17 protein-coding genes are annotated in these 18,781 nt (G+C 60.8%); 13 read left to right on the top strand and 4 right to left on the bottom strand.

The window, feature by feature from the left end; all coding sequences use genetic code 11:
• Positions 1-668 precede the first annotated feature (668 nt).
• Together E4P00_RS08610 and E4P00_RS08605 are read left to right on the top strand one after the other, a co-directional pair.
• Positions 669-1,394: a response regulator gene (locus E4P00_RS08610; RefSeq protein ID WP_248131185.1), complete on the top strand. Its 726-nt coding sequence runs from the start codon at positions 669-671 to the stop codon at positions 1,392-1,394.
• Complete coding sequence (locus E4P00_RS08605; RefSeq protein ID WP_248131183.1) at positions 1,391-3,001, top strand: ATP-binding protein; 1,611 nt, start codon at positions 1,391-1,393, stop codon at positions 2,999-3,001. The genes E4P00_RS08610 and E4P00_RS08605 overlap by 4 nt, the downstream gene beginning before the upstream one ends.
• Positions 3,002-3,021: 20 nt before the next feature.
• Here E4P00_RS08605 and E4P00_RS08600 read toward each other — a convergent pair whose 3' ends face one another.
• A complete protein-coding gene (locus E4P00_RS08600; protein WP_032879846.1) occupies positions 3,022-3,741 on the bottom strand; it encodes a 4'-phosphopantetheinyl transferase superfamily protein in 720 nt (239 codons plus the stop codon).
• A 138-nt stretch (positions 3,742-3,879) separates the two neighbouring features.
• On the opposite strand from E4P00_RS08600, the gene E4P00_RS08595 reads away from it, so the two are divergent.
• From E4P00_RS08595 to E4P00_RS08585, 3 genes are read left to right on the top strand one after another with little or no spacing between them, the layout of a single operon-like run.
• Entirely contained in the window at positions 3,880-4,188 is a 309-nt protein-coding gene (locus E4P00_RS08595) for a hypothetical protein (protein WP_005790571.1), read from the top strand.
• 18 nt (positions 4,189-4,206) lie between these two features.
• Entirely contained in the window at positions 4,207-4,884 is a 678-nt protein-coding gene (locus tag E4P00_RS08590) for a response regulator (protein WP_005790569.1), read from the top strand.
• Positions 4,881-6,227, top strand: a complete 1,347-nt coding sequence (locus tag E4P00_RS08585; protein WP_005790567.1) for an ATP-binding protein — start codon at positions 4,881-4,883, stop codon at positions 6,225-6,227. Before E4P00_RS08590 ends, E4P00_RS08585 begins: the two co-directional genes overlap by 4 nt.
• Before the next feature lie 102 nt (positions 6,228-6,329).
• Here E4P00_RS08585 and E4P00_RS08580 read toward each other — a convergent pair whose 3' ends face one another.
• Positions 6,330-7,328: an AraC family transcriptional regulator gene (locus E4P00_RS08580; RefSeq protein WP_032879850.1), complete on the bottom strand. Its 999-nt coding sequence runs from the start codon at positions 7,326-7,328 to the stop codon at positions 6,330-6,332.
• 338 nt (positions 7,329-7,666) lie between these two features.
• Here E4P00_RS08580 and E4P00_RS08575 point away from each other — a divergent pair, with 338 nt between their 5' ends.
• From E4P00_RS08575 to E4P00_RS08565, 3 genes are all read left to right on the top strand, one after another.
• Positions 7,667-8,998 (top strand): dicarboxylate/amino acid:cation symporter, encoded by a 1,332-nt coding sequence (locus E4P00_RS08575; protein WP_248131180.1) that lies wholly within the window; start codon positions 7,667-7,669, stop codon positions 8,996-8,998.
• A 141-nt stretch (positions 8,999-9,139) separates the two neighbouring features.
• On the top strand, positions 9,140-10,126 hold the full coding sequence (locus E4P00_RS08570) for an XdhC family protein (protein ID WP_248131178.1): 987 nt from the start codon (positions 9,140-9,142) through the stop codon (positions 10,124-10,126).
• A complete protein-coding gene (locus E4P00_RS08565; RefSeq protein ID WP_032879853.1) occupies positions 10,123-10,707 on the top strand; it encodes a nucleotidyltransferase family protein in 585 nt (194 codons plus the stop codon). Before E4P00_RS08570 ends, E4P00_RS08565 begins: the two co-directional genes overlap by 4 nt.
• Before the next feature lie 80 nt (positions 10,708-10,787).
• Here the strand turns inward: E4P00_RS08565 and rne are convergent, their stop codons facing one another.
• A complete protein-coding gene (gene rne, locus E4P00_RS08560) occupies positions 10,788-13,925 on the bottom strand; it encodes a ribonuclease E (protein ID WP_248131176.1) in 3,138 nt (1,045 codons plus the stop codon).
• Positions 13,926-14,682: 757 nt separating this feature from the next.
• On the opposite strand from rne, the gene rluC reads away from it, so the two are divergent.
• From rluC to E4P00_RS08545, 3 genes are read left to right on the top strand one after another with little or no spacing between them, the layout of a single operon-like run.
• The gene (rluC, locus tag E4P00_RS08555; RefSeq protein ID WP_005790558.1) at positions 14,683-15,642 is read left to right on the top strand and encodes a 23S rRNA pseudouridine(955/2504/2580) synthase RluC; all 960 of its coding nucleotides are present in this window, start codon (positions 14,683-14,685) and stop codon (positions 15,640-15,642) included.
• Entirely contained in the window at positions 15,629-16,291 is a 663-nt protein-coding gene (locus E4P00_RS08550; protein WP_078822096.1) for an HAD-IA family hydrolase, read from the top strand. The genes rluC and E4P00_RS08550 overlap by 14 nt, the downstream gene beginning before the upstream one ends.
• A 21-nt stretch (positions 16,292-16,312) precedes the next feature.
• Positions 16,313-17,296, top strand: a complete 984-nt coding sequence (locus E4P00_RS08545) for a S49 family peptidase (RefSeq protein WP_248131174.1) — start codon at positions 16,313-16,315, stop codon at positions 17,294-17,296.
• Positions 17,297-17,368: 72 nt separating this feature from the next.
• Here E4P00_RS08545 and E4P00_RS08540 read toward each other — a convergent pair whose 3' ends face one another.
• A complete protein-coding gene (locus tag E4P00_RS08540) occupies positions 17,369-17,947 on the bottom strand; it encodes a nucleoside triphosphate pyrophosphatase (RefSeq protein ID WP_216091986.1) in 579 nt (192 codons plus the stop codon).
• Positions 17,948-18,052: 105 nt separating this feature from the next.
• Between E4P00_RS08540 and E4P00_RS08535 the strand changes: the two genes are divergently transcribed.
• Both E4P00_RS08535 and rpmF read left to right on the top strand, forming a co-directional pair.
• On the top strand, positions 18,053-18,583 hold the full coding sequence (locus E4P00_RS08535; RefSeq protein ID WP_005790551.1) for a YceD family protein: 531 nt from the start codon (positions 18,053-18,055) through the stop codon (positions 18,581-18,583).
• 13 nt (positions 18,584-18,596) lie between these two features.
• On the top strand, positions 18,597-18,779 hold the full coding sequence (gene rpmF / locus E4P00_RS08530; RefSeq protein WP_003179396.1) for a 50S ribosomal protein L32: 183 nt from the start codon (positions 18,597-18,599) through the stop codon (positions 18,777-18,779).
• Positions 18,780-18,781: the final 2 nt, after the last annotated feature.

Raw genomic sequence — 18,781 nt, 5'->3', positions numbered from 1 at the left:
AGCAGGCCAGGGCCTGGCATAACAACTTCGGGACAGGAGGAAGGGAGCTCATCGCGCCGCTTCCATGCCGAAGTCTTTGGCTTGGGGCCGGGAGCCCTTCGCCGTATTCCTGCTGGGTGACAGTGGCCTGGTTCAAGCCCTGCAACACCCGTACCGTCTTCAGCCAAGCGGGCTTGAAAACGGCTGCCATCCGCGTGCGCGGTTTGGGCTTTGAAAAAATGCTTTGGTTCAACCAAACGTGAGCAAGAAAGCGCTTGAGTTTCTGGTCTGACTTGTGTTTGGTTTTTTCGCTTAAAACCCTACATGTAGGGTTTTTTTAGCGCCGAGGTACAAGATAATGCGTTTTTGGGGGGTTAGCAACGCACTACCTGTGGATAACGCTGTGAGTAAAATGTGTATGAATCGTGGAACACCCGTGTAGGCCGCATTACTACTGGATCACACCGTTTGTCACCGAATATTCCGAGGTGCAAACCGTTGGTTGGAATTTTGAGGGCGCGAACCCTATCACAAAAAAACGCCATCACCGAATGGAATTCCTGGCTTGTATTTAAGGGTTGGGGCATGGCTACAATCGGGCTTTGTTATGCCCTTAAAACATGACAAACAGGGTATGGGCGGTGGAGGCCGCGTGAGCCAAAGAATTTCTAATAATAATGAGGTGGCGCGTGGAGCAAGATGCCTGGCAGATACTGATCATCGAGGACGACGAGCGACTCGCCGAGTTGACCCGTGAGTACCTGGAAAGCAACGGCCTGCGCGTGTCGGTGGAAAGCGATGGCGCCCAGGCTGCGGCGCGCATCATCGCCGAGCAGCCGGACCTGGTGATCCTCGACCTGATGCTGCCCGGCGAAGATGGCCTGAGCATCTGTCGCAAAGTTCGCGAGCGCTATGAGGGCGTGATCCTGATGCTTACCGCGCGTACCGACGACATGGACCAGGTGCAGGGCCTGGACATGGGCGCTGACGACTATGTGTGCAAGCCCGTGCGCCCGCGCCTGTTGCTGGCGCGTATCCAGGCGCTATTGCGGCGCAGCGAGCCGGCGTTACCGGCGGCGGGGGAAAGCCAGCGCCGCCTGCAGTTCGGCCCGCTGGTGGTGGACAACGCGCTGCGCGAAGCCTGGCTGCACGATGGCGGGATCGAACTGACCAGCGCCGAATTCGACCTGCTGTGGCTATTGGTCGCAAATGCCGGGCGCATCCTGTCCCGGGAAGAAATCTTCATTGCCCTGCGCGGCATTGGCTACGACGGCCAGGACCGCTCCATTGATGTGCGCATCTCGCGCATTCGGCCGAAAATCGGCGACGACCCGATCCACCCGCGCCTGATCAAGACCATCCGCAGCAAAGGCTACCTGTTCGTCCCCGAAGCCGCTGCCGACATGCCGCTGTGAATTCGATCTTCCTGCGCATCTACGGCGGCATGTGCGCGGCGCTGATCCTGGTGGCGTTGCTCGGCGCCCTGGCGTTGCATCTGCTCAACGACGTGCGCAGCGGCCAATACCGCGAAAGCCTGGCCCACGGCACCTTTGCCTTGATGGGCGATAACCTGCAAGCCATGAACGCCATCGAACGGCTGCGGGCCTTGGCGGTATGGGAGCGTTTGCTGGGCATTCCGCTGGAGCTGCGCACGTTTACAGAGGCGCAACTGGACCTGGGCCAGCGCAACCGCTTGCAACGCGGCCAGGTGCTGGTGGAACAGACCGGCCCTCATGCGGCGCGGGTACTGCGATTGGTCAGCGAGCAGGAACAGCTGGTGCTCACCGGTGAAGTGCAGCAGATCAGCGAGCAATTGGCCCGTGCAACTATCTACCTGCTGGCCGACGAACTGGTGCGTTTTCCGGTGGCTGAGCAGCCACAACGCCTGGCCGACATCAAGCAGGCCAAGGGCTTTGGTTTTGAGATGCACTTGATGGCCCTCGACCAGGCCGATATGGACGACGACCAGCGCCGTCGCGTGGCGGAAGGCGATACGGTGATGGCCCTGGGCAAGGGTGGCGATTCGATCCGCGTATTTGCCGGCATGGTCGGTACGCCGTGGGTGCTGGAAATCGGCCCGCTCTATCAAATGAACCCCTATCCGGCGCAGTGGCTGATTCTGATCACCTTGATCGGCCTGACCCTGATCGGCTTGATCGTCTATCTGCTGGTGCGCCAGCTGGAGCGTCGGCTCAAAGGCCTGGAGGCGGCAGCGACGCGGATCGCCAAGGGCAACCTGGAAGTGCGTGTGCCGGCCCGGGGCGCCGATTCGGTAGGGCGCCTGGCTGCCGCGTTCAATGGCATGGCCGAGCACTTGCAGCAATTGCTGGCGATTCAGCGCGAACTGGTGCGTGCGGTGTCCCATGAGCTGCGCACGCCGGTAGCGCGCCTGCGTTTTGGCCTGGAGATGATTGGTGACGCCGCCACTCCCGAGGCGCGGCGTAAATACCTGGAAGGCATGGACGGCGATATCCAGGACCTCGATGGCCTGGTGGATGAAATGCTCACCTATGCGCGCCTGGAGCAGGGCGCGCCGGAGTTGAATTTCCAGCGAGTGGACCTCGATGCGCTGCTTGACCAAGTCATTGGCGAATTGTCGCCACTGCGCCCGCAGGTCGTCGTGACTCGCGGTGTCTGCCTGTCATCGGCCCACTGGGAGGACGCCTGGGTCGACGCTGAGCCGCGTTACCTGCACCGCGCCCTGCAAAACCTTGTCAGTAACGCCATGCGCCACGCCAAGGGCCAGGTGCTGATCAGTTATCAGGTCGGCCAGCTGCGCTGCCGTATTGATGTGGAAGACGATGGCCCCGGCGTGCCGGAGAGTGCCTGGGAGCGAATTTTCACGCCGTTCCTGCGCCTGGACGACAGCCGTACCCGCGCCTCGGGGGGCCATGGCCTGGGCCTGTCGATTGTGCGGCGGATCATCTATTGGCACGGCGGGCGGGCGTTGATCAGCAAGAGCAACAACCTGGGCGGGGCGTGCTTCAGCCTGAGTTGGCCAAGGGATCAAGACAAACCCTGACACCGTTATCGGGACCAAGTCTATCTAGCGCCGATGGCCACCAGGCTCAACAACTGCTCCCCTTCCACCCCAAACTGGCCCTCCAACTCTTTGCCATCACCCCATTCTTCAGAAAGCTCCGTGAGCAACCGCAGCCGCACATGGCCCGCCTGTGACCACTCCAACAGCTCGGCATGTTCAAAGTAAAAGCGCTTTTGCACGATGGGGTAGAGCGCCTTGAACAGACTCTCCTTGATCGAAAACGTCAGCGTCACCAGCAACCCATGCAGCTCACGCGGTATGGTCGCCATACGCTGCAGCTCGTTGGCTGTCAGAATTTCCCCGGCCAGGCGCTCCGCCCGCTCCAGAGTCAGCACATTCTCCAGGTCCATGCCCAGCCCGCGCCATTGCGCCTTATGCCCGACAATCGCTGCGGCGTGCCCGGTGCTGTGGGTGATGGAACCACTGATATGCCCTGGCCAGACAGGCGCGCGGTCTTCACCGATGGCTGGAATGCAGTTGAGGTTATCCAGGCGTTGCAGTGCTTCGCGGGCGCACAGGCGCCCTGCGAGAAACTCCGCCTGACGCTTGGCAACCGAGCGCTGGATGCTCGCCGGCGGCGGCACAGCGCTGCGTTGGAAATCGCCCGCGTCCAATAAGGCCGGATCGAATCGGGTGCTCAAAAACACCGTGCCAGGTAAGGCGACAGGCAGCGGCCAACGGGCATCGAGCGGGGTGCAGCAAGAGGGTAGGGGCGTCATGCGCGGTATTTTGCCTAGTTGGCGCGCCAGTGGATAGTCCGGCGCGGTTCAGGTGTGGTTAAGAGCCTGTTCAGGGGGAGTTCAGGGGCGCCTGCGTAGTCTGAACCTCACAGGCCAAACGCATATGAGGTAATGACCATGACTGCGATCAAGAAGCTGATGTTGGCGTTAACCATGCTCGGTGCCACCGCGGGCGTGCAGGCCAGCGATGGCGCCTTTGCGGCCTTTGGCGGCGAAAAAACCAGGAAATCCGGCAACCTGATCCATCGTGTCAGCTTCGAAGACGTCGGCACCCAGGCCGCGCCGTGGGGTCAGGCCCTGGGCGTTACCGCTGCGCAACCCGACTATCGCAGCGGCTACACGCACCTGACGGGCCAGTACAATGGCATTAAACTGCGCCCGCAAGACGTGCAGGGCCGCTATGATATCCCTCTGTCGGACAGTTGAATTGCCTTGGAGAGCCTTATGAAATTGCTGGTGGTGGAAGATGAGGCGCTGCTGCGTCATCACCTGTTTACCCGCCTGACCGACAGTGGGCATGTGGTCGAAGCTGTGGCCAATGCCGAGGAAGCCCTGTACCAGACCGGCCAGTTCAACCATGACCTGGCGATCATCGACCTTGGCCTGCCCGGCATGGGTGGCCTGGACCTGATCCGCCAATTGCGTACCCAGGCCAAGACTTTCCCGATCCTGATCCTGACCGCTCGCGGCAACTGGCAGGACAAGGTCGAAGGCCTGGCGGCCGGTGCCGACGACTACGTGGTCAAACCCTTCCAGTTCGAAGAGCTGGAGGCGCGCATGAATGCCTTGCTGCGCCGCTCCAGCGGCTTTACCCAGTCCACTATCATCGCCGGGCCGTTGCTGCTGGACCTCAACCGCAAGCAGGCCTCCCTGGATGAACAGCCGCTGGCGTTGACCGCCTACGAATATCGGATCCTTGAGTACTTGATGCGTCATCATCAACAGGTGGTGGCCAAGGATCGCTTGATGGAGCAGCTCTACCCTGATGATGACGAGCGCGATCCGAACGTGATCGAAGTGCTGGTCGGTCGCCTGCGCCGCAAGCTGGAAGGCCCCGCCGGGTTCAAGCCGATCGATACCGTGCGCGGCTTGGGTTACCTGTTCAATGAGCGCTGCCGTTGATTCGCTCGCTACGTGTGCGCCTGATGCTGGCGGCCGCCACCCTGGCCGTGCTGTTTATGCTCGGCCTGTTGCCGGCCATGCAAGGCGCCTTCAGCCTGGCCCTGCAGGATTCCATCGAGCAGCGTCTGGCGTCGGATGTGACCACCCTGATTTCTGCGGCGCGGGTGGAAAATAACCGCCTGCTGATGCCGGCGCAGTTGCCTGACGAACGTTTCAACCTTACCGACAGCCGCCTGCTCGGCTATATCTACGACCGCGAAGGCCATCTGGTGTGGCGTTCGCGGGCGACCCAGGAAGAAAACATCAACTACAAACCGCGTTACGACGGGCGCGGTAATGAGTTTGCGCGCATCCGCGAGGCCAATGGCCAGGAATTCTTCGTGTATGACGTCGAGGTCCGGTTGCTGGGGGGCAAGAGCGCCGCCTTCAGTATCGTCGCCCTGCAACCGGTGCGTGAGTACCAGTTGACCCTCGAAGGCTTGCGCGAGAACCTTTATCTTGGATTCGGCGCGGCCCTGCTGGTGCTGTTGACGCTGCTGTGGCTGGGCCTGACCTGGGGCCTGCAAGCCTTGCGGCGCCTGAGTCAGGAACTTGACCAGATCGAAGGCGGTACCCGCGAAAGCCTCAGTGAAGAACACCCCCGCGAACTGTTGCGCCTGACCGGCTCGCTCAACCGTTTGCTGCACAGCGAGCGCGAACAGCGTACGCGCTACCGTGACTCCCTTGATGACTTGGCCCACAGTTTGAAAACCCCGCTGGCGGTCTTGCAGGGGGTGAGCGAAGACATGGCCCAGCGTCCCGAAGAGCGCAGCCAGGCGTGGGTATTGCAATCGCAGATTGAGCGCATGAGCCAGCAGATCGGCTACCAATTGCAGCGTGCGAGTCTGCGTAAAAGCGGGCTGGTGCGTCACCAGGTACGTCTGGAGCCCGTGCTGCAAAGCCTGTGCGATACGTTGGAGAAGGTTTACCGCGACAAGCGTGTCACCGTCACCTTTGATCTGCCACCTGAGTGCGACGTGCCCATCGAGAAAGGCGCGCTGCTCGAAATGCTCGGCAACCTGCTGGAAAACGCCTATCGCCTGTGCCTCAAGCAAGTGCGAATCAGCTTGGTGGAAAACCTGGACGGCCTTGAGCTGTGTATCGAAGATGATGGCCCAGGCGTGCCACCGGACCAGCGCGCCCGGATCCTGCAAAGGGGCGAACGTCTGGACCGCCAGCACCCGGGGCAGGGCATCGGGTTGGCGGTGGTCAAGGACATCATCGAAAGCTATCACGCGCGTTTGACGTTGGGGGATTCAGCGTTAGGGGGGGCTGCGTTCAGGATTCATTTTCCGGCCTTGTGATCTGCACTGGCCTCTGAATGTATTCACACATCAGATTTTGTAAACCCGATCAACTGTGGGAGCTGGCTTGCCTGCGAAGAGGCCCTCCCAGGCGCTATACCTTTAACTCTCCTGCGCCCTGTAGGCCCCCGGCGTCAACCCCGTCCACTTCTTGAACGCCCGATGAAACGCCGACGGTTCGGAAAACCCCAACTGTTCGGCAATTTCCTGCAAAGACAAATCCGCCCGTCCCAGGTGGTAAATGGCGATATCCCGGCGTAACTCATCCTTCAACGCCTGAAAGCTCGTGCCTTCTTCGCGCAGATGCCGGCGCAGGGTTTGCGGGCTGATGTGCAAATGCTGGGCGACGGCTTCCAGGTCCGGCCAGGGCGTGCGGTCGCGGCTGAGCAAGCGGCGCAACTGGCTGCTCAGGCTGTCGCCTTCATCCGGCCGCGACAGCAAGTCGGCAGGGGAGCGCTGCAAAAAATGCTTGAGAGTGCGTTCATCCTGCAACAACGGCAGGCTCAGGTAGCGGCTGGGAAACACCAGGCTGCTGGTCGGCGCACCGAACACCAAGGGGCAGGGGAACAGCAGGTCGTACTCGCCAGCATGGTCCGGCATCGGGTAACTGAAGGTGGCCTGTTGCAGCCGGATTCGCTGGCCGATCAGCCAACTGCCCAGGCGATGCCAGATCACCAGCAGGCATTCACTGAGGAAGTGATCCGGGTCCCATAGCTGCGAGTCATCCAGGCTCAGCCGCGCCATATCGCCTTCTTTCGTCAGCTGCCAGCGCGGGCCCTGTGGGAATAGGCTATAAAACAATAAGCCGCGTTCCAGAGCCTTTTCCAGCGTGCGGCAGTGGATCAGGGCGTGGCACATCATGGCGAAGGTGCCACGCTTGCTCGGGCCTTCGGCGAACCCCAGGTATTCGTCATCCAGCCCCAGCCAGAGCATTTGCAGCAACCGCGTAAATTGCTCCGGAGCGATACGGGCGCGGGGCTCGGTCAGCAGTTCGGGGCTGATGCCCACCTGCTGCAACAGCCCTGAGTAGTCGTAACCCACACGACGCGCACCGCCGAGGGCGGCTCGGGCGTAGTGACTGGCGATGGTACGTTCACGCATGAAAGGGCCTCATCCATGGAGTGGCGGATGGTAGTCAGACCCCGGCGCGACGGCAAGGCGGATATCCGCCAAATTGTAGGACGAGACGGGGTGGGCGGGCGGAAATCCGCCACCTTGTTCCACGGCTCAAGCGCGTCAATAAACGCCAAGCCCCGATGTTGAAGGGCCTTCAGGGTGTTTAAGCAAAGTGGCACGCTGTTTGCGATAGGGATTGCAGCGCAGGCTCTCTCCTACAGGCTTCGCAAACAACAAATCCCTCCAGTGCAGGAGGGTTCGCAATTCAAGTGTCGTGGGCAATGGCGGATATTTGCCACACGGGACGATTGAGGAACTTTGCAATGACGACTCGTCAGCCAATCTACAAATCCCTGTATTTCCAGGTGATCGTTGCAATCGTTATCGGTATTTTGCTCGGCCACTTCTACCCGCAGATCGGCGTGGCCCTCAAGCCACTGGGTGACGGCTTTATCAAGCTGATCAAAATGGTCATCGCCCCCATCATCTTCTGCACCGTTGTCAGCGGTATCGCTGGCATGCAAAGCATGAAATCGGTCGGCAAAACCGGTGGCTACGCACTGCTGTACTTCGAAATCGTGTCCACCATCGCCTTGCTGATCGGTCTGGTCGTGGTCAACGTTGTGCAGCCGGGCGCCGGCATGCACATCGACGTCGCCACCCTGGACGCTTCCAAAGTGGCGGCCTACGTCACCGCCGGTAAAGACCAGAGCATTGTCGGCTTTATCCTCAACGTCATCCCGAACACCATCGTCGGCGCCTTTGCCAACGGCGACATCCTGCAAGTGCTGATGTTCTCGGTGATCTTCGGTTTCGCCCTGCACCGCCTGGGTGCCTACGGCAAGCCGGTGCTGGACTTCATCGATCGCTTCGCCCACGTGATGTTCAACATCATCAACATGATCATGAAGCTCGCGCCAATCGGTGCCCTGGGCGCCATGGCGTTCACCATCGGTGCCTACGGTGTGGGTTCGCTGGTGCAGCTGGGCCAGCTGATGATCTGCTTCTACATCACCTGCATCCTGTTCGTCGTGCTGGTGCTGGGCGCAATCTGCCGCGCTCACGGTTTCAGCGTGTTGAAGCTGATTCGCTACATCCGTGAAGAACTGCTGATCGTACTGGGTACTTCGTCTTCCGAATCCGCACTGCCGCGTATGCTGATCAAGATGGAGCGCCTGGGTGCGAAGAAGTCCGTCGTCGGCCTGGTGATCCCAACCGGTTACTCCTTCAACCTCGACGGTACGTCGATCTACCTGACCATGGCTGCCGTGTTCATCGCTCAGGCGACCGACACCCACATGGACATCACCCACCAGATCACCCTGCTGCTGGTGCTGCTGCTGTCCTCCAAAGGCGCTGCAGGTGTGACTGGCTCGGGCTTTATTGTCCTGGCTGCCACCCTGTCGGCTGTCGGCCACCTGCCGGTTGCCGGCCTGGCGCTGATCCTGGGTATCGACCGCTTCATGTCCGAAGCCCGTGCCCTGACCAACCTGGTGGGTAACGCCGTAGCCACCATCGTTGTGGCCAAGTGGGTCAAGGAGCTGGACACCGACAAGCTGCAAAGCGAGCTGGCATCCGGTGGTACCGGTATCTCCGAAACTCGCGAGCTCGATGACCTGGGTGTGGCCGAAGGCCCTGCTCCTGTGGTCAAGTAAGCCGCTGATGGCGTGATCTGACGCTTAGGCAATTGGCAAACGCCCCGACTGGTTCGGGGCGTTTGCGTTTGTGCGCGGCCACTTTTTGATTATTTTGCTTTACAGTAAACGACGATTTTTCAACGCTGGCAGGAAGGTTTGATGGACAGTGTGGATTTGAATGTCCTGCGTAGCGTCCTGGAATGGCGCCGCGCCGGGCAGCGCGTGGTGCTGTACAGCGTGGTACAGACCTGGGGCAGCGCGCCGCGCCCTCCGGGGGCGATGCTGGCCTTGCGTGGCGACGGTGTGGTCATTGGTTCTGTGTCCGGAGGCTGCATCGAAGATGACTTGATCGCACGCCTGCAGGACGGGCGGCTGGCGGACGACGGACCACCAGTGCAGATGGTGACCTACGGCGTCACCCGCGACGAAGCGGCACGTTTTGGCTTGCCGTGTGGCGGCACGCTGCGCCTGACCGAAGAGCGGGTGGATAATTGGGCCTGGGTCGAGCAACTGTTGGCGCGCTGTGAAGACCACCAGGTCGTCGCACGTGAATTGAACCTGGCCACGGGCGCGGTAACCCTGAGCGCTGCGAGCAAGACTGATGTGGTGAGCTTCGACGGCGAACGCCTGCGCGCCATTTACGGCCCGCGCTGGCGGCTGCTGCTGATCGGCGCCGGGCAACTGTCGCGCTACGTCGCCGAAATGGCGCGCTTGCTGGATTTCGAAGTGCTGATCTGCGACCCCCGCGAAGAGTTCGTCTACGGCTGGGAAGAGCAACATGGCCGCTTTGTACCTGGTATGCCCGACGAGGCGGTGTTGAACATCCACACCGATGAGCGCACGGCCATCGTTTGCCTGACCCATGATCCGCGTTTGGATGATATGGCGCTGCTGACGGCGCTGAACTCCGCTGCGTTCTACATCGGCGCCCTGGGTTCGCGGGTCAATACCCAGAAGCGCCGGGAGAACCTGGCGGCGCTGGGCTTGTCGGCGGATGCGATTGCGCGCTTGCACGGGCCGATTGGTTTGCATATCGGCAGCCATACACCGGCGGAGATTGCCCTGTCGTTGATGGCGGAAATTGTCGCGATCAAGAACGGCGTGGCACCGATGCAGAAAAAGCCCCTGGCGGTAGCGGCGCAGTGACCGTTACAGCGATTGTGCTGGCAGCGGGGCAGGGCAGTCGCTTTCGCGCCGAAGCCGGGGCGGATCAAGACAAGTTACTGGCTGCTTGCGTGGGGCTGGATGGCGTTATCCGGCCGGTCATCGAGCAGGTGCTGCGCAACTTGCCTGAGCGTGTTGTAACGCGCTGGCTGGTGACGTCGCCGGGGCGCGGGGAGGTTATCCGCCTGGCAGAGGCTTATGGCTGTCAGGTTGTACTGCTGGACTCGAGCGGGATGGGCGACAGCATTGCGGCCGCGGTCAAGGCCAGCGGTGCAGCGGATGGGTGGCTGGTGGTGTTGGGGGATATGCCGTTTATCCAGTCATCGAGTATCGAGCGGGTTATTGCCAGCGTGGAGGGCATCACTGTGCCGGTATCTGCCGGGCAGTATGGGCACCCGGTGGCTTTCGATCACACGTTTGGGCCGGCCCTGATGGCTCTGAGTGGGGATCGTGGGGCCAAGCCGTTGTTTGCACAAACACAGGTGCGAGAGGTGCAGGTAGATGATCCTGGTGTGCTTTGGGATGTCGATGTGCCGCAACGGTTGAGTTTTACTGCAGGTTAAGTGTGGGAGCTGGCATTCCAAGTAGCCATAAAAAAGCCCCGCCTGATTGCTCAGGCGGGGCTTTTTAGTGGCGGATGGAATCAGACGAGGGGTTTAGGCTCTTCTTCCACGGCCTTGTGCTCTACCGCCTGGGCAGCCGCTGCGGCAGCTGCTTCGGCTTCCTTGCGACGACGACGCACTTCACGCGGGTCGTTCGGCGCACGGCCATTTTCGGTAAGGGCGCTGGCAGGTGCAGCTTCAACCACTGGGGCAGCCACTTCGGCAACCACTGGGGCTTCAACTTCAACCACGGGTGCGGGCTCCACAACCGGCGTCGGCTCAACCACTGGGGCTGGCTCGGCGACGACTTCAGCAACCGGCGTCGGCGCTTCTTCTACCGCAGGGGCAGGCGTTGGCGCTTCAACCGGGGCAGCTGGCTCAGCGGTCCACTGGAAGGCGGTCTGTTCTTCGCGAACTTCACGCACAACCGGGGCGGCTTCTTCGGCAACCGGTGTTTCTACAGCCAGTTCAACCACTGGCGCAGGCTCGATAACCGGTGCGGGCTCAACAGCAACCACTTCGGTTTCTGGCTGTGCGTCGCGAACCGGAGCAACTTCCACTTGCGCAACCACTGGGGCTTCGATAGGGGTCGTGGCTTCAACAACTGGCGCTTCCACAACCGGCGCTTCAACCACTGGGGTCTGGACAACGGGTGTTTCTACGGCAGCAGTTTCTTCGACAGCGGCGGTAGCACGCTCGGCTTGCTCGTGAGCCTGGGCTTGCGCAGGTGCGCTGATGACCGAGCTGGCGACGGCAGCGGTAACGGCCAAGCCGGCAGCCAGTTCGGCGCCCGTTGGTTCGTTGCTGGCCGCTTCTGCGTTTTCGCCGGCTTCTTCCGAGCCTTCGATCACGTTGCCGTTGGCGTCACGCTGACGCTCACGACGGTTGCTGCGACGACGCTGGCCACGGGAGCGGCGGCGTGGACGATCGCCTTCGGCGTTGTCCTGGCCGTCTTCCTGCAGTTGCTCTTCGCCGGTCAGTACTTCTTCTTCGCTGGCGGCAGCGGCTTGCTCGGCGCGTGGTTGACGCTCTTCACGCGGCGGGCGCGGCTGGCGCTCTTCACGTGGGGCACGCTCTTCACGCGGCTGGCGCGCCGGGCGTTCTTCGGTGGTTGCGGCAGTGGCAGCAGCGACGGCAGGTGCCGCATCCAGCGGCTCGCGCAGTTCACGCACACGCTCTTCACGCTCGCCACGCGGCTTGCGATCTTCGCGCGGAGCACGCGGGGTACGTGGTGCGCGCTCTTCACGCGGTGCACGTTCTTCACGGGCTACGGCCGGGGCTTCTTCACGGGCTTCGCGAGGAGCGCGCTCTTCACGGGGGGCGCGTTCTTCGCGTGGCTTGCGTTCTTCGTCACGGCGGCCGTTGCGGTTGCGGCTCTGCTGGCGGCCGTTGCGACGCTCTTCGTTGCGCGCCGGGCGCTCGGTGGCAGGCTTTTCAACCACAACCGGGGCGGCAGGCTCTTCCTTGGTGGCGAACAGGCTGACCAGCGACTTCACCAGGCCCTTGAACAGGCTTGGCTCAGGCAGGGCGGCCGGTGCGGCAACCGGTGCGGCGGCTTCGGTCGGGACCGGTGCGTTGGCACGTGCCGGTGCAGTCTTGACGGCGGCTTCCTGGCGAACCAGGGTGCGGGTCGCGGCGGCTGGCTGAACTTCTTCCACTTCGGCCGCGGCAGCAGCGATTTCATAGCTGGACTGCCCGCTATGGGCTTCCGGGCTGTCATCACGCAGGCGCTGTACTTCGAAGTGCGGCGTCTCGAGGTGATCGTTCGGCAGGATGACGATACGAGCACGGGTGCGCAGTTCGATCTTGGTGATCGAGTTGCGTTTTTCGTTGAGCAGGAAGGCGGCAACCGGAATCGGCACTTGTGCGCGAACTTCGGCGGTGCGGTCTTTCAGGGCTTCTTCTTCGATCAGGCGCAGGATTGCCAGGGACAGCGATTCAACGTCACGGATGATGCCGGTGCCGTTGCAACGCGGGCACACGATACCGCTGCTCTCACCCAGGGACGGGCGCAGGCGCTGACGGGACATTTCCAGCAGGCCGAAGCGCGAGATACGGCCCACTTGTACGCGGGCACGGTCGGCTTCCAGGCACTCGCGGACTTTCTCTTCCACGGCGCGCTGGTTCTTGGCAGGGGTCATGTCGATGAAGTCGATCACGATCAGGCCGCCGATGTCACGCAGGCGCAGCTGGCGGGCGATTTCTTCAGCCGCTTCCAGGTTGGTCTGCAGGGCGGTTTCTTCGATGTCGCTGCCTTTGGTGGCGCGCGCCGAGTTGATGTCGATGGACACCAGGGCTTCGGTCGGGTCGATGACGATGGAGCCGCCGGAAGGCAGTTCGACCACGCGCTGGAAGGCGGTCTCGATCTGGCTTTCGATCTGGAAACGGTTGAACAGCGGAACGCTGTCTTCGTACAGCTTGATCTTGCTGGCGTACTGCGGCATCACCTGGCGGATGAAGGTCAGGGCTTCGTCCTGGGCTTCAACGCTGTCGATCAGCACTTCGCCGATGTCCTGGCGCAGGTAGTCGCGGATGGCGCGGATGATCACGTTGCTTTCCTGGTAGATCAGGAATGGCGCGGAACGATCCAGGGACGCTTCCTTGATAGCGGTCCACAGTTGCAGCAGGTAGTCGAGGTCCCACTGCATTTCTTCGCTGCTGCGGCCCAGGCCTGCAGTGCGAACGATCAGGCCCATGTCGGCCGGTGCGATCAGGCCGTTCAGCGCTTCGCGCAGTTCGTTGCGCTCTTCGCCTTCGATGCGACGGGAAATACCGCCGGCACGCGGGTTGTTCGGCATCAGGACCAGGTAACGGCCAGCGAGGCTGATGAAGGTGGTCAGGGCGGCGCCCTTGTTGCCACGTTCTTCTTTCTCGACCTGGACGATGACTTCCTGGCCTTCGCTCAGGACGTCCTTGATGTTCACGCGGCCTTCGGGGGCTTTCTTGAAGTATTCGCGGGAGATTTCTTTGAGGGGCAGGAAGCCGTGGCGCTCGGAGCCGAAATCGACAAAGGCAGCCTCAAGGCTTGGTTCGATGCGAGTAATACGGCCTTTATAGATGTTGGCCTTCTTTTGCTCGCGTGCACCGGATTCGATGTCCAGGTCGTAGAGGCGTTGGCCATCTACCAGTGCAACACGCAACTCTTCGGGTTGAGTCGCGTTAATCAGCATTCTTTTCATGTTGTACCGTCGGTTTCCGGGCTGCCGGAAACGGCGTTCGGCACACACGACTTCTCACGGTCGGTGTCAGGTGCGTCAAGAGTGGTTGGCCACTCCAGTGTCCAGCAAAACCTGCCAATTGGGCCGGTATCGCGACGGACGCGTCCTGCTCGTTAGCGGTGGTGACAAAGGCACCACTTCAACAAAAGCTAAGGTCAGGAGGAGGAATCAACCGGCGACTGTGGACGAGATGAAGCGTCTGAAACAAGCCTAGTGCTACACAGTCCGACGGTTGTGCATCTCCACCCTACACGTATCCCTGATAATTCGGGTGCTGCCGCGCGCAGAATCCGCAGCGGGTTGGCATTTACCGTGGGCTCCAATGGGGAGTCCACGCTCATGGCTAAACAAGACTAGGTGTGGGCGACTGCGCTCTCACTCAGCTCTTAACAGGCGTTGTTTCCGAAGCATCTGCCATGGTCTGGCTCAAGACTGACTGCACTTTGTGAACTGGCCGTAAATATCGGCGCAAAACGCGAGTATTCACTCTGCTTTTTGCACTCGCTTCAGGCCTCATGTCACCTGCGCTTGTTACAATCCCGAGCCTTCCAAGGTGGCCGAAGCCCCGTAGGACGGCCTCGCGTCCTGATGAATTGCGATGGTCAGGGCCGGCAATTTGCCGCATGTCCTCTGCCCAGGCCGCTTTTGGCGGCGTTCGCGACTATAGCAGCAATGATTAAGTGCTTCAATTCCATAAAAAATTGTTATCATCGCGGCCATGACGACTACCACCCCCCCGACCCCCAGCGTCCAGCTGCTTGAGGTCTCGCCGGAATATGCCGGCCAACGCATCGACAATTTTCTCCTGGCCCGGCTCAAAGGCGTGCCCAAGACCTTGATTTACCGCATTTTGCGTAAAGGCGAAGTGCGCGTGAACAAGGGGCGGATCAAGCCTGAGTACAAGTTGCAGGCGGGCGATATCGTCCGTGTGCCGCCCGTGCGCGTGCCTGAGCGCGACGAGCCTGTGCCCCTGGCCCAGGGGCTGTTGCAGCGCCTGGAAGCCTCGATTGTCTTCGAAGACAACAAACTGATCGTGATCAACAAGCCGTGCGGCATCGCAGTTCACGGCGGCAGTGGCCTGAACTTCGGCGTGATCGAAGCCTTTCGCCAGTTGCGCCCGGATGCCAAGGAGCTGGAGCTGGTCCATCGCCTGGACCGTGACACCTCCGGCCTGTTGATGATCGCCAAGAAGCGCAGCATGTTGCGCCACCTGCACACCGCCCTGCGTGGCGACGGTGTGGACAAGCGCTACATGGCGCTGGTGCGTGGCAATTGGGCCAGCTCGATCAAGAGCGTTCGTGCACCGCTGCAAAAGAGCAACCTGCGTTCCGGTGAGCGTATGGTCGAGGTGGACGAGGAGGGCAAAGAAGCCCTGACCCTGTTCAAGGTACTGCGCCGCTTCGGCGACTTCGCCACCATGGTCGAAGCCAAACCCGTCACTGGTCGTACTCACCAGATACGCGTGCACACCCTGCACGCGGGGCACTGCATTGCCGGTGACACCAAGTACGGTGATGAGGGTTTCTCCAAGGAGATCCGCGATCTGGGCGGTAAGCGTCTGTTCCTGCACGCCTACATGCTCACTGTGCCGCTGCCCGATGGTGGCGAGCTGAAATTGCAGGCGCCGGTCGACGAGATGTGGGCCAAGACCGTGGAGCGTTTGAGTGTCGCACCTTGACTACAAACTGCTGATCTTCGATTGGGATGGGACGCTGTGCGATTCCATTGGTCGGATTGTCGAGTCGATGCATATGGCTTCGACTCGCTCGGGTTTTGAGTTGTGCAGCGACATCGCGGTCAAGGGCATCATTGGCCTGGGCTTGCCTGAAGCAATCCGCACGCTTTACCCGCAAATTGCCGACGACGAGCTGATAGCGTTCCGCGAGCACTATGCCGATCACTACATTGCGCTGGAGGCCGAGCCTTCGCCGCTGTTCGACGGTGTGGTGCAGTCGCTGGAGGCTTTGCGTGCCGAGGGCTTTCAGCTGGCGGTCGCCACCGGAAAAGCCCGTCGCGGGCTGGATCGGGTGCTCAAGGCGCATGGCTGGGAAGACTATTTCGACATTACCCGTGCGGCTGATGAAACCGCCAGCAAGCCCCATCCTCTGATGCTGGAGCAGATCCTGGATCATTGCGGTGTATCGCCGCGCCAGGCATTGATGGTGGGTGATGCGTCTTTCGACCTGATGATGGCGCGCAATGCTGGCATGGACAGCGTGGCGGTCAGCTATGGCGCCCAGGCTGCCGAGGCGTTGCAGCAATACGAGCCGAGGCTCACGATTGATCATTTTTCTGAATTGCAGGCCTGGCTCAGCCGGGCCCGATAAGTCTTTGCTGGGGTTGATGGCATGAGTGACGAGTGGAAAGCGCCCGAAAAGGCCGAAAGCAGTGATGATAAAAGCTGGAAGCTGCTGGAGAAGACCCTCCTGGCCAGTGTCCAGGAACAGCGTCGTTCGCGGCGCTGGGGGATTTTTTTCAAGCTGCTGACCTTTGTTTACCTGCTTGGGATGCTGGCGCTGTTCAGTCCGCTGATGGATATGGAAAAAAGCGCTACCCGCGGTAGTCACTACACCGCCCTGATTGAGGTGCGCGGTGTGATTGCCGACAAGGAGTCCGCGAGTGCCGACAATATCGTCACCAGCCTGCGCGCCGCCTTCGAAGACCCCAAGGTCAAGGGCGTGATCCTGCGTATCAACAGTCCTGGCGGCAGCCCTGTGCAGTCGGGCTATGTGTATGACGAGATTCGCCGGCTGCGCGCACTCCATCCGGATACCAAGCTCTACGCGGTAATTTCCGACCTGGGCGCCTCGGGGGCTTATTACATCGCCAGTGCCGCTGACCAGATCTATGCCGATAAGGCCAGCCTGGTGGGCTCCATTGGTGTGACGGCGGCCGGTTACGGTTTTGTCGGCACCATGGAGAAGCTGGGGGTGGAGCGTCGCACCTACACCTCGGGTGAGCACAAGGCGTTCCTGGATCCTTTCCAGCCGCAAAAGGCGGATGAAACCGCGTTTTGGCAGAGCGTGCTCGATACCACTCATCGCCAGTTCATTGCCAGCGTCAAGCAGGGCCGTGGTGACCGGTTGAAGGATAAGGATCATCCGGAGTTGTTCTCCGGGTTGGTGTGGTCGGGCGAGCAGGCATTGCCGCTGGGCTTGATTGACGGATTGGGTAGTGCCAGCTCGGTGGCGCGGGATGTGGTTGGCGAGAAGGAGTTGGTGGATTTTACGGTCGAGGAATCGCCGTTTGATCGCTTCTCCAAAAAGCTCGGCGCCAGCGTGGCTGAGAAGCTTGCGCTGTACATGGGCTTCCAAGGCCCGACGCTACGCTGATACCCCGAGCCTGCTGTAGATCAAAAGGTGGGAGGGGGGCTTTCTCCCTCCCACATTTGGCCGGTGGTGTATTTAAGGGATTTGCACGCCTTCAGCGAGCAGCATATCCACCAGCCGAATCAGCGGCAGCCCGACAAGGCTGGTCGCATCCGGCCCTTCGGTGCTTTGGAACAGGCTCACGCCCAGCCCCTCGGCCTTGAAGCTGCCCGCGCAGTCATAGGGCTGCTCGATCCGCAGGTAGCGCTCAATACGCTCTGCATCCAGCTCGCGCATGGTTACCGTGAAAGGCACGCAGTCGACCTGGCAATGCCCTGTGTTGCTGTTGAGCAGTGCCAGCCCGGTAAGAAAGCTCACACGCTTGCCACTGGCCACCAACAACTGTTCGCGGGCGTTTTCAAAGGTGTGAGGCTTGCCGATGATCCGGCCTTCCAGTGCAGCGACCTGGTCAGAGCCAATGATTAAATGGCCAGGATGGCTGGCGGCGAGGGCGCGGGCTTTTTCTTCGGCCAGGCGCTTTACCAGTTCGATGGCGGATTCGTCCGGGCGGTGGCTTTCGTCGATATCCGGCGAGCTGCAGGTGAAAGGCAGGTGCAGGCGGCTCAGTAATTCCCGGCGATAAACCGAGCTGGACGCGAGTAATAAAGGCAGCATATACGTCTCCTCAAGGCAGTCACCGATTCTAGCGACGCGACCGGCTGACGCACAGGGCTGAATTTCCTTTGACATGGCTGGGTGCATCCCTATAATGCTGCGCCTATGTTGAATGACCCGATTCCACCTCACGTTGACCCGCGCAAATTGGCTGATCGTGGCACCACCCTTCAAGGTGAAGTGCTGCTGGCCGATTTGGAGAGACTCTGCGACCCGCTTTCCGACACTGTCGGTACGGTGCAGGCTAAATTCGTTTTTGAACGAGATGAACGTAAGTCTGTGGTAATCCACAGCTTTATCGACACCGAAGTCAAAATGGTTTGCCAGCGTTGTCTTGAGCTGGTCACCCTGCCGATCCACAGCGAATGCAGTTATGCTGTGGTGAAAGAGGGTGCGAATACCCAGTCGTTGCCGAAAGGTTATGACGTGCTGGAACTGGGCGAAGATCCATTGGATCTGCATGCACTGATCGAGGAGGAGCTTTTGCTCGCCTTGCCCATTGTGCCTGCTCATCATCCGGAAGAATGCCAGCAGCCGGAGGGTCTCGATGACGAGGCCGAGCCGAGCGAGGACGAGGTAACGCGGTCCAACCCGTTCAGTGTATTGGCGCAGTTAAAGCGTGACCCAAACGTTTAGGAGTTAATCAATTATGGCTGTTCAGCAGAACAAAAAATCCCGCTCCGCCCGTGACATGCGCCGTTCGCACGACGCTCTCGAGGCTAGCACCCTGTCCGTGGAAAAGACCACTGGTGAAGTTCACCTGCGTCACCACGTATCGCCAGAAGGCGTATACCGTGGCCGTAAAGTGATCGACAAGGGCGCTGACGAGTAATC

Origin of the sequence: Pseudomonas sp. B329, from assembly GCF_023127835.1 — a bacterium.
Taxonomy (GTDB): domain Bacteria; phylum Pseudomonadota; class Gammaproteobacteria; order Pseudomonadales; family Pseudomonadaceae; genus Aquipseudomonas; species Aquipseudomonas synxantha_A.
This window is presented reverse-complemented; position numbering and strand designations above follow the sequence as displayed.

Bases quoted from the DNA above. Each gene is read 5' to 3' on its own strand.
- E4P00_RS08545 (WP_248131174.1), top strand. From the start codon at position 16,313: ATGAGTGACGAGTGGAAAGCGCCCGAAAAGGCCGAAAGCAGTGATGAT.
- E4P00_RS08600 (WP_032879846.1), bottom strand. From the start codon at position 3,741: ATGACGCCCCTACCCTCTTGCTGCACCCCGCTCGATGCCCGTTGGCCG.
- rpmF (WP_003179396.1), top strand. From the start codon at position 18,597: ATGGCTGTTCAGCAGAACAAAAAATCCCGCTCCGCCCGTGACATGCGC.
- E4P00_RS08595 (WP_005790571.1), top strand. From the start codon at position 3,880: ATGACTGCGATCAAGAAGCTGATGTTGGCGTTAACCATGCTCGGTGCC.
- E4P00_RS08575 (WP_248131180.1), top strand. From the start codon at position 7,667: ATGACGACTCGTCAGCCAATCTACAAATCCCTGTATTTCCAGGTGATC.
- E4P00_RS08540 (WP_216091986.1), bottom strand. From the start codon at position 17,947: ATGCTGCCTTTATTACTCGCGTCCAGCTCGGTTTATCGCCGGGAATTA.
- E4P00_RS08580 (WP_032879850.1), bottom strand. From the start codon at position 7,328: ATGCGTGAACGTACCATCGCCAGTCACTACGCCCGAGCCGCCCTCGGC.
- E4P00_RS08535 (WP_005790551.1), top strand. From the start codon at position 18,053: ATGTTGAATGACCCGATTCCACCTCACGTTGACCCGCGCAAATTGGCT.
- E4P00_RS08590 (WP_005790569.1), top strand. From the start codon at position 4,207: ATGAAATTGCTGGTGGTGGAAGATGAGGCGCTGCTGCGTCATCACCTG.
- rluC (WP_005790558.1), top strand. From the start codon at position 14,683: ATGACGACTACCACCCCCCCGACCCCCAGCGTCCAGCTGCTTGAGGTC.
- rne (WP_248131176.1), bottom strand. From the start codon at position 13,925: ATGAAAAGAATGCTGATTAACGCGACTCAACCCGAAGAGTTGCGTGTT.
- E4P00_RS08570 (WP_248131178.1), top strand. From the start codon at position 9,140: ATGGACAGTGTGGATTTGAATGTCCTGCGTAGCGTCCTGGAATGGCGC.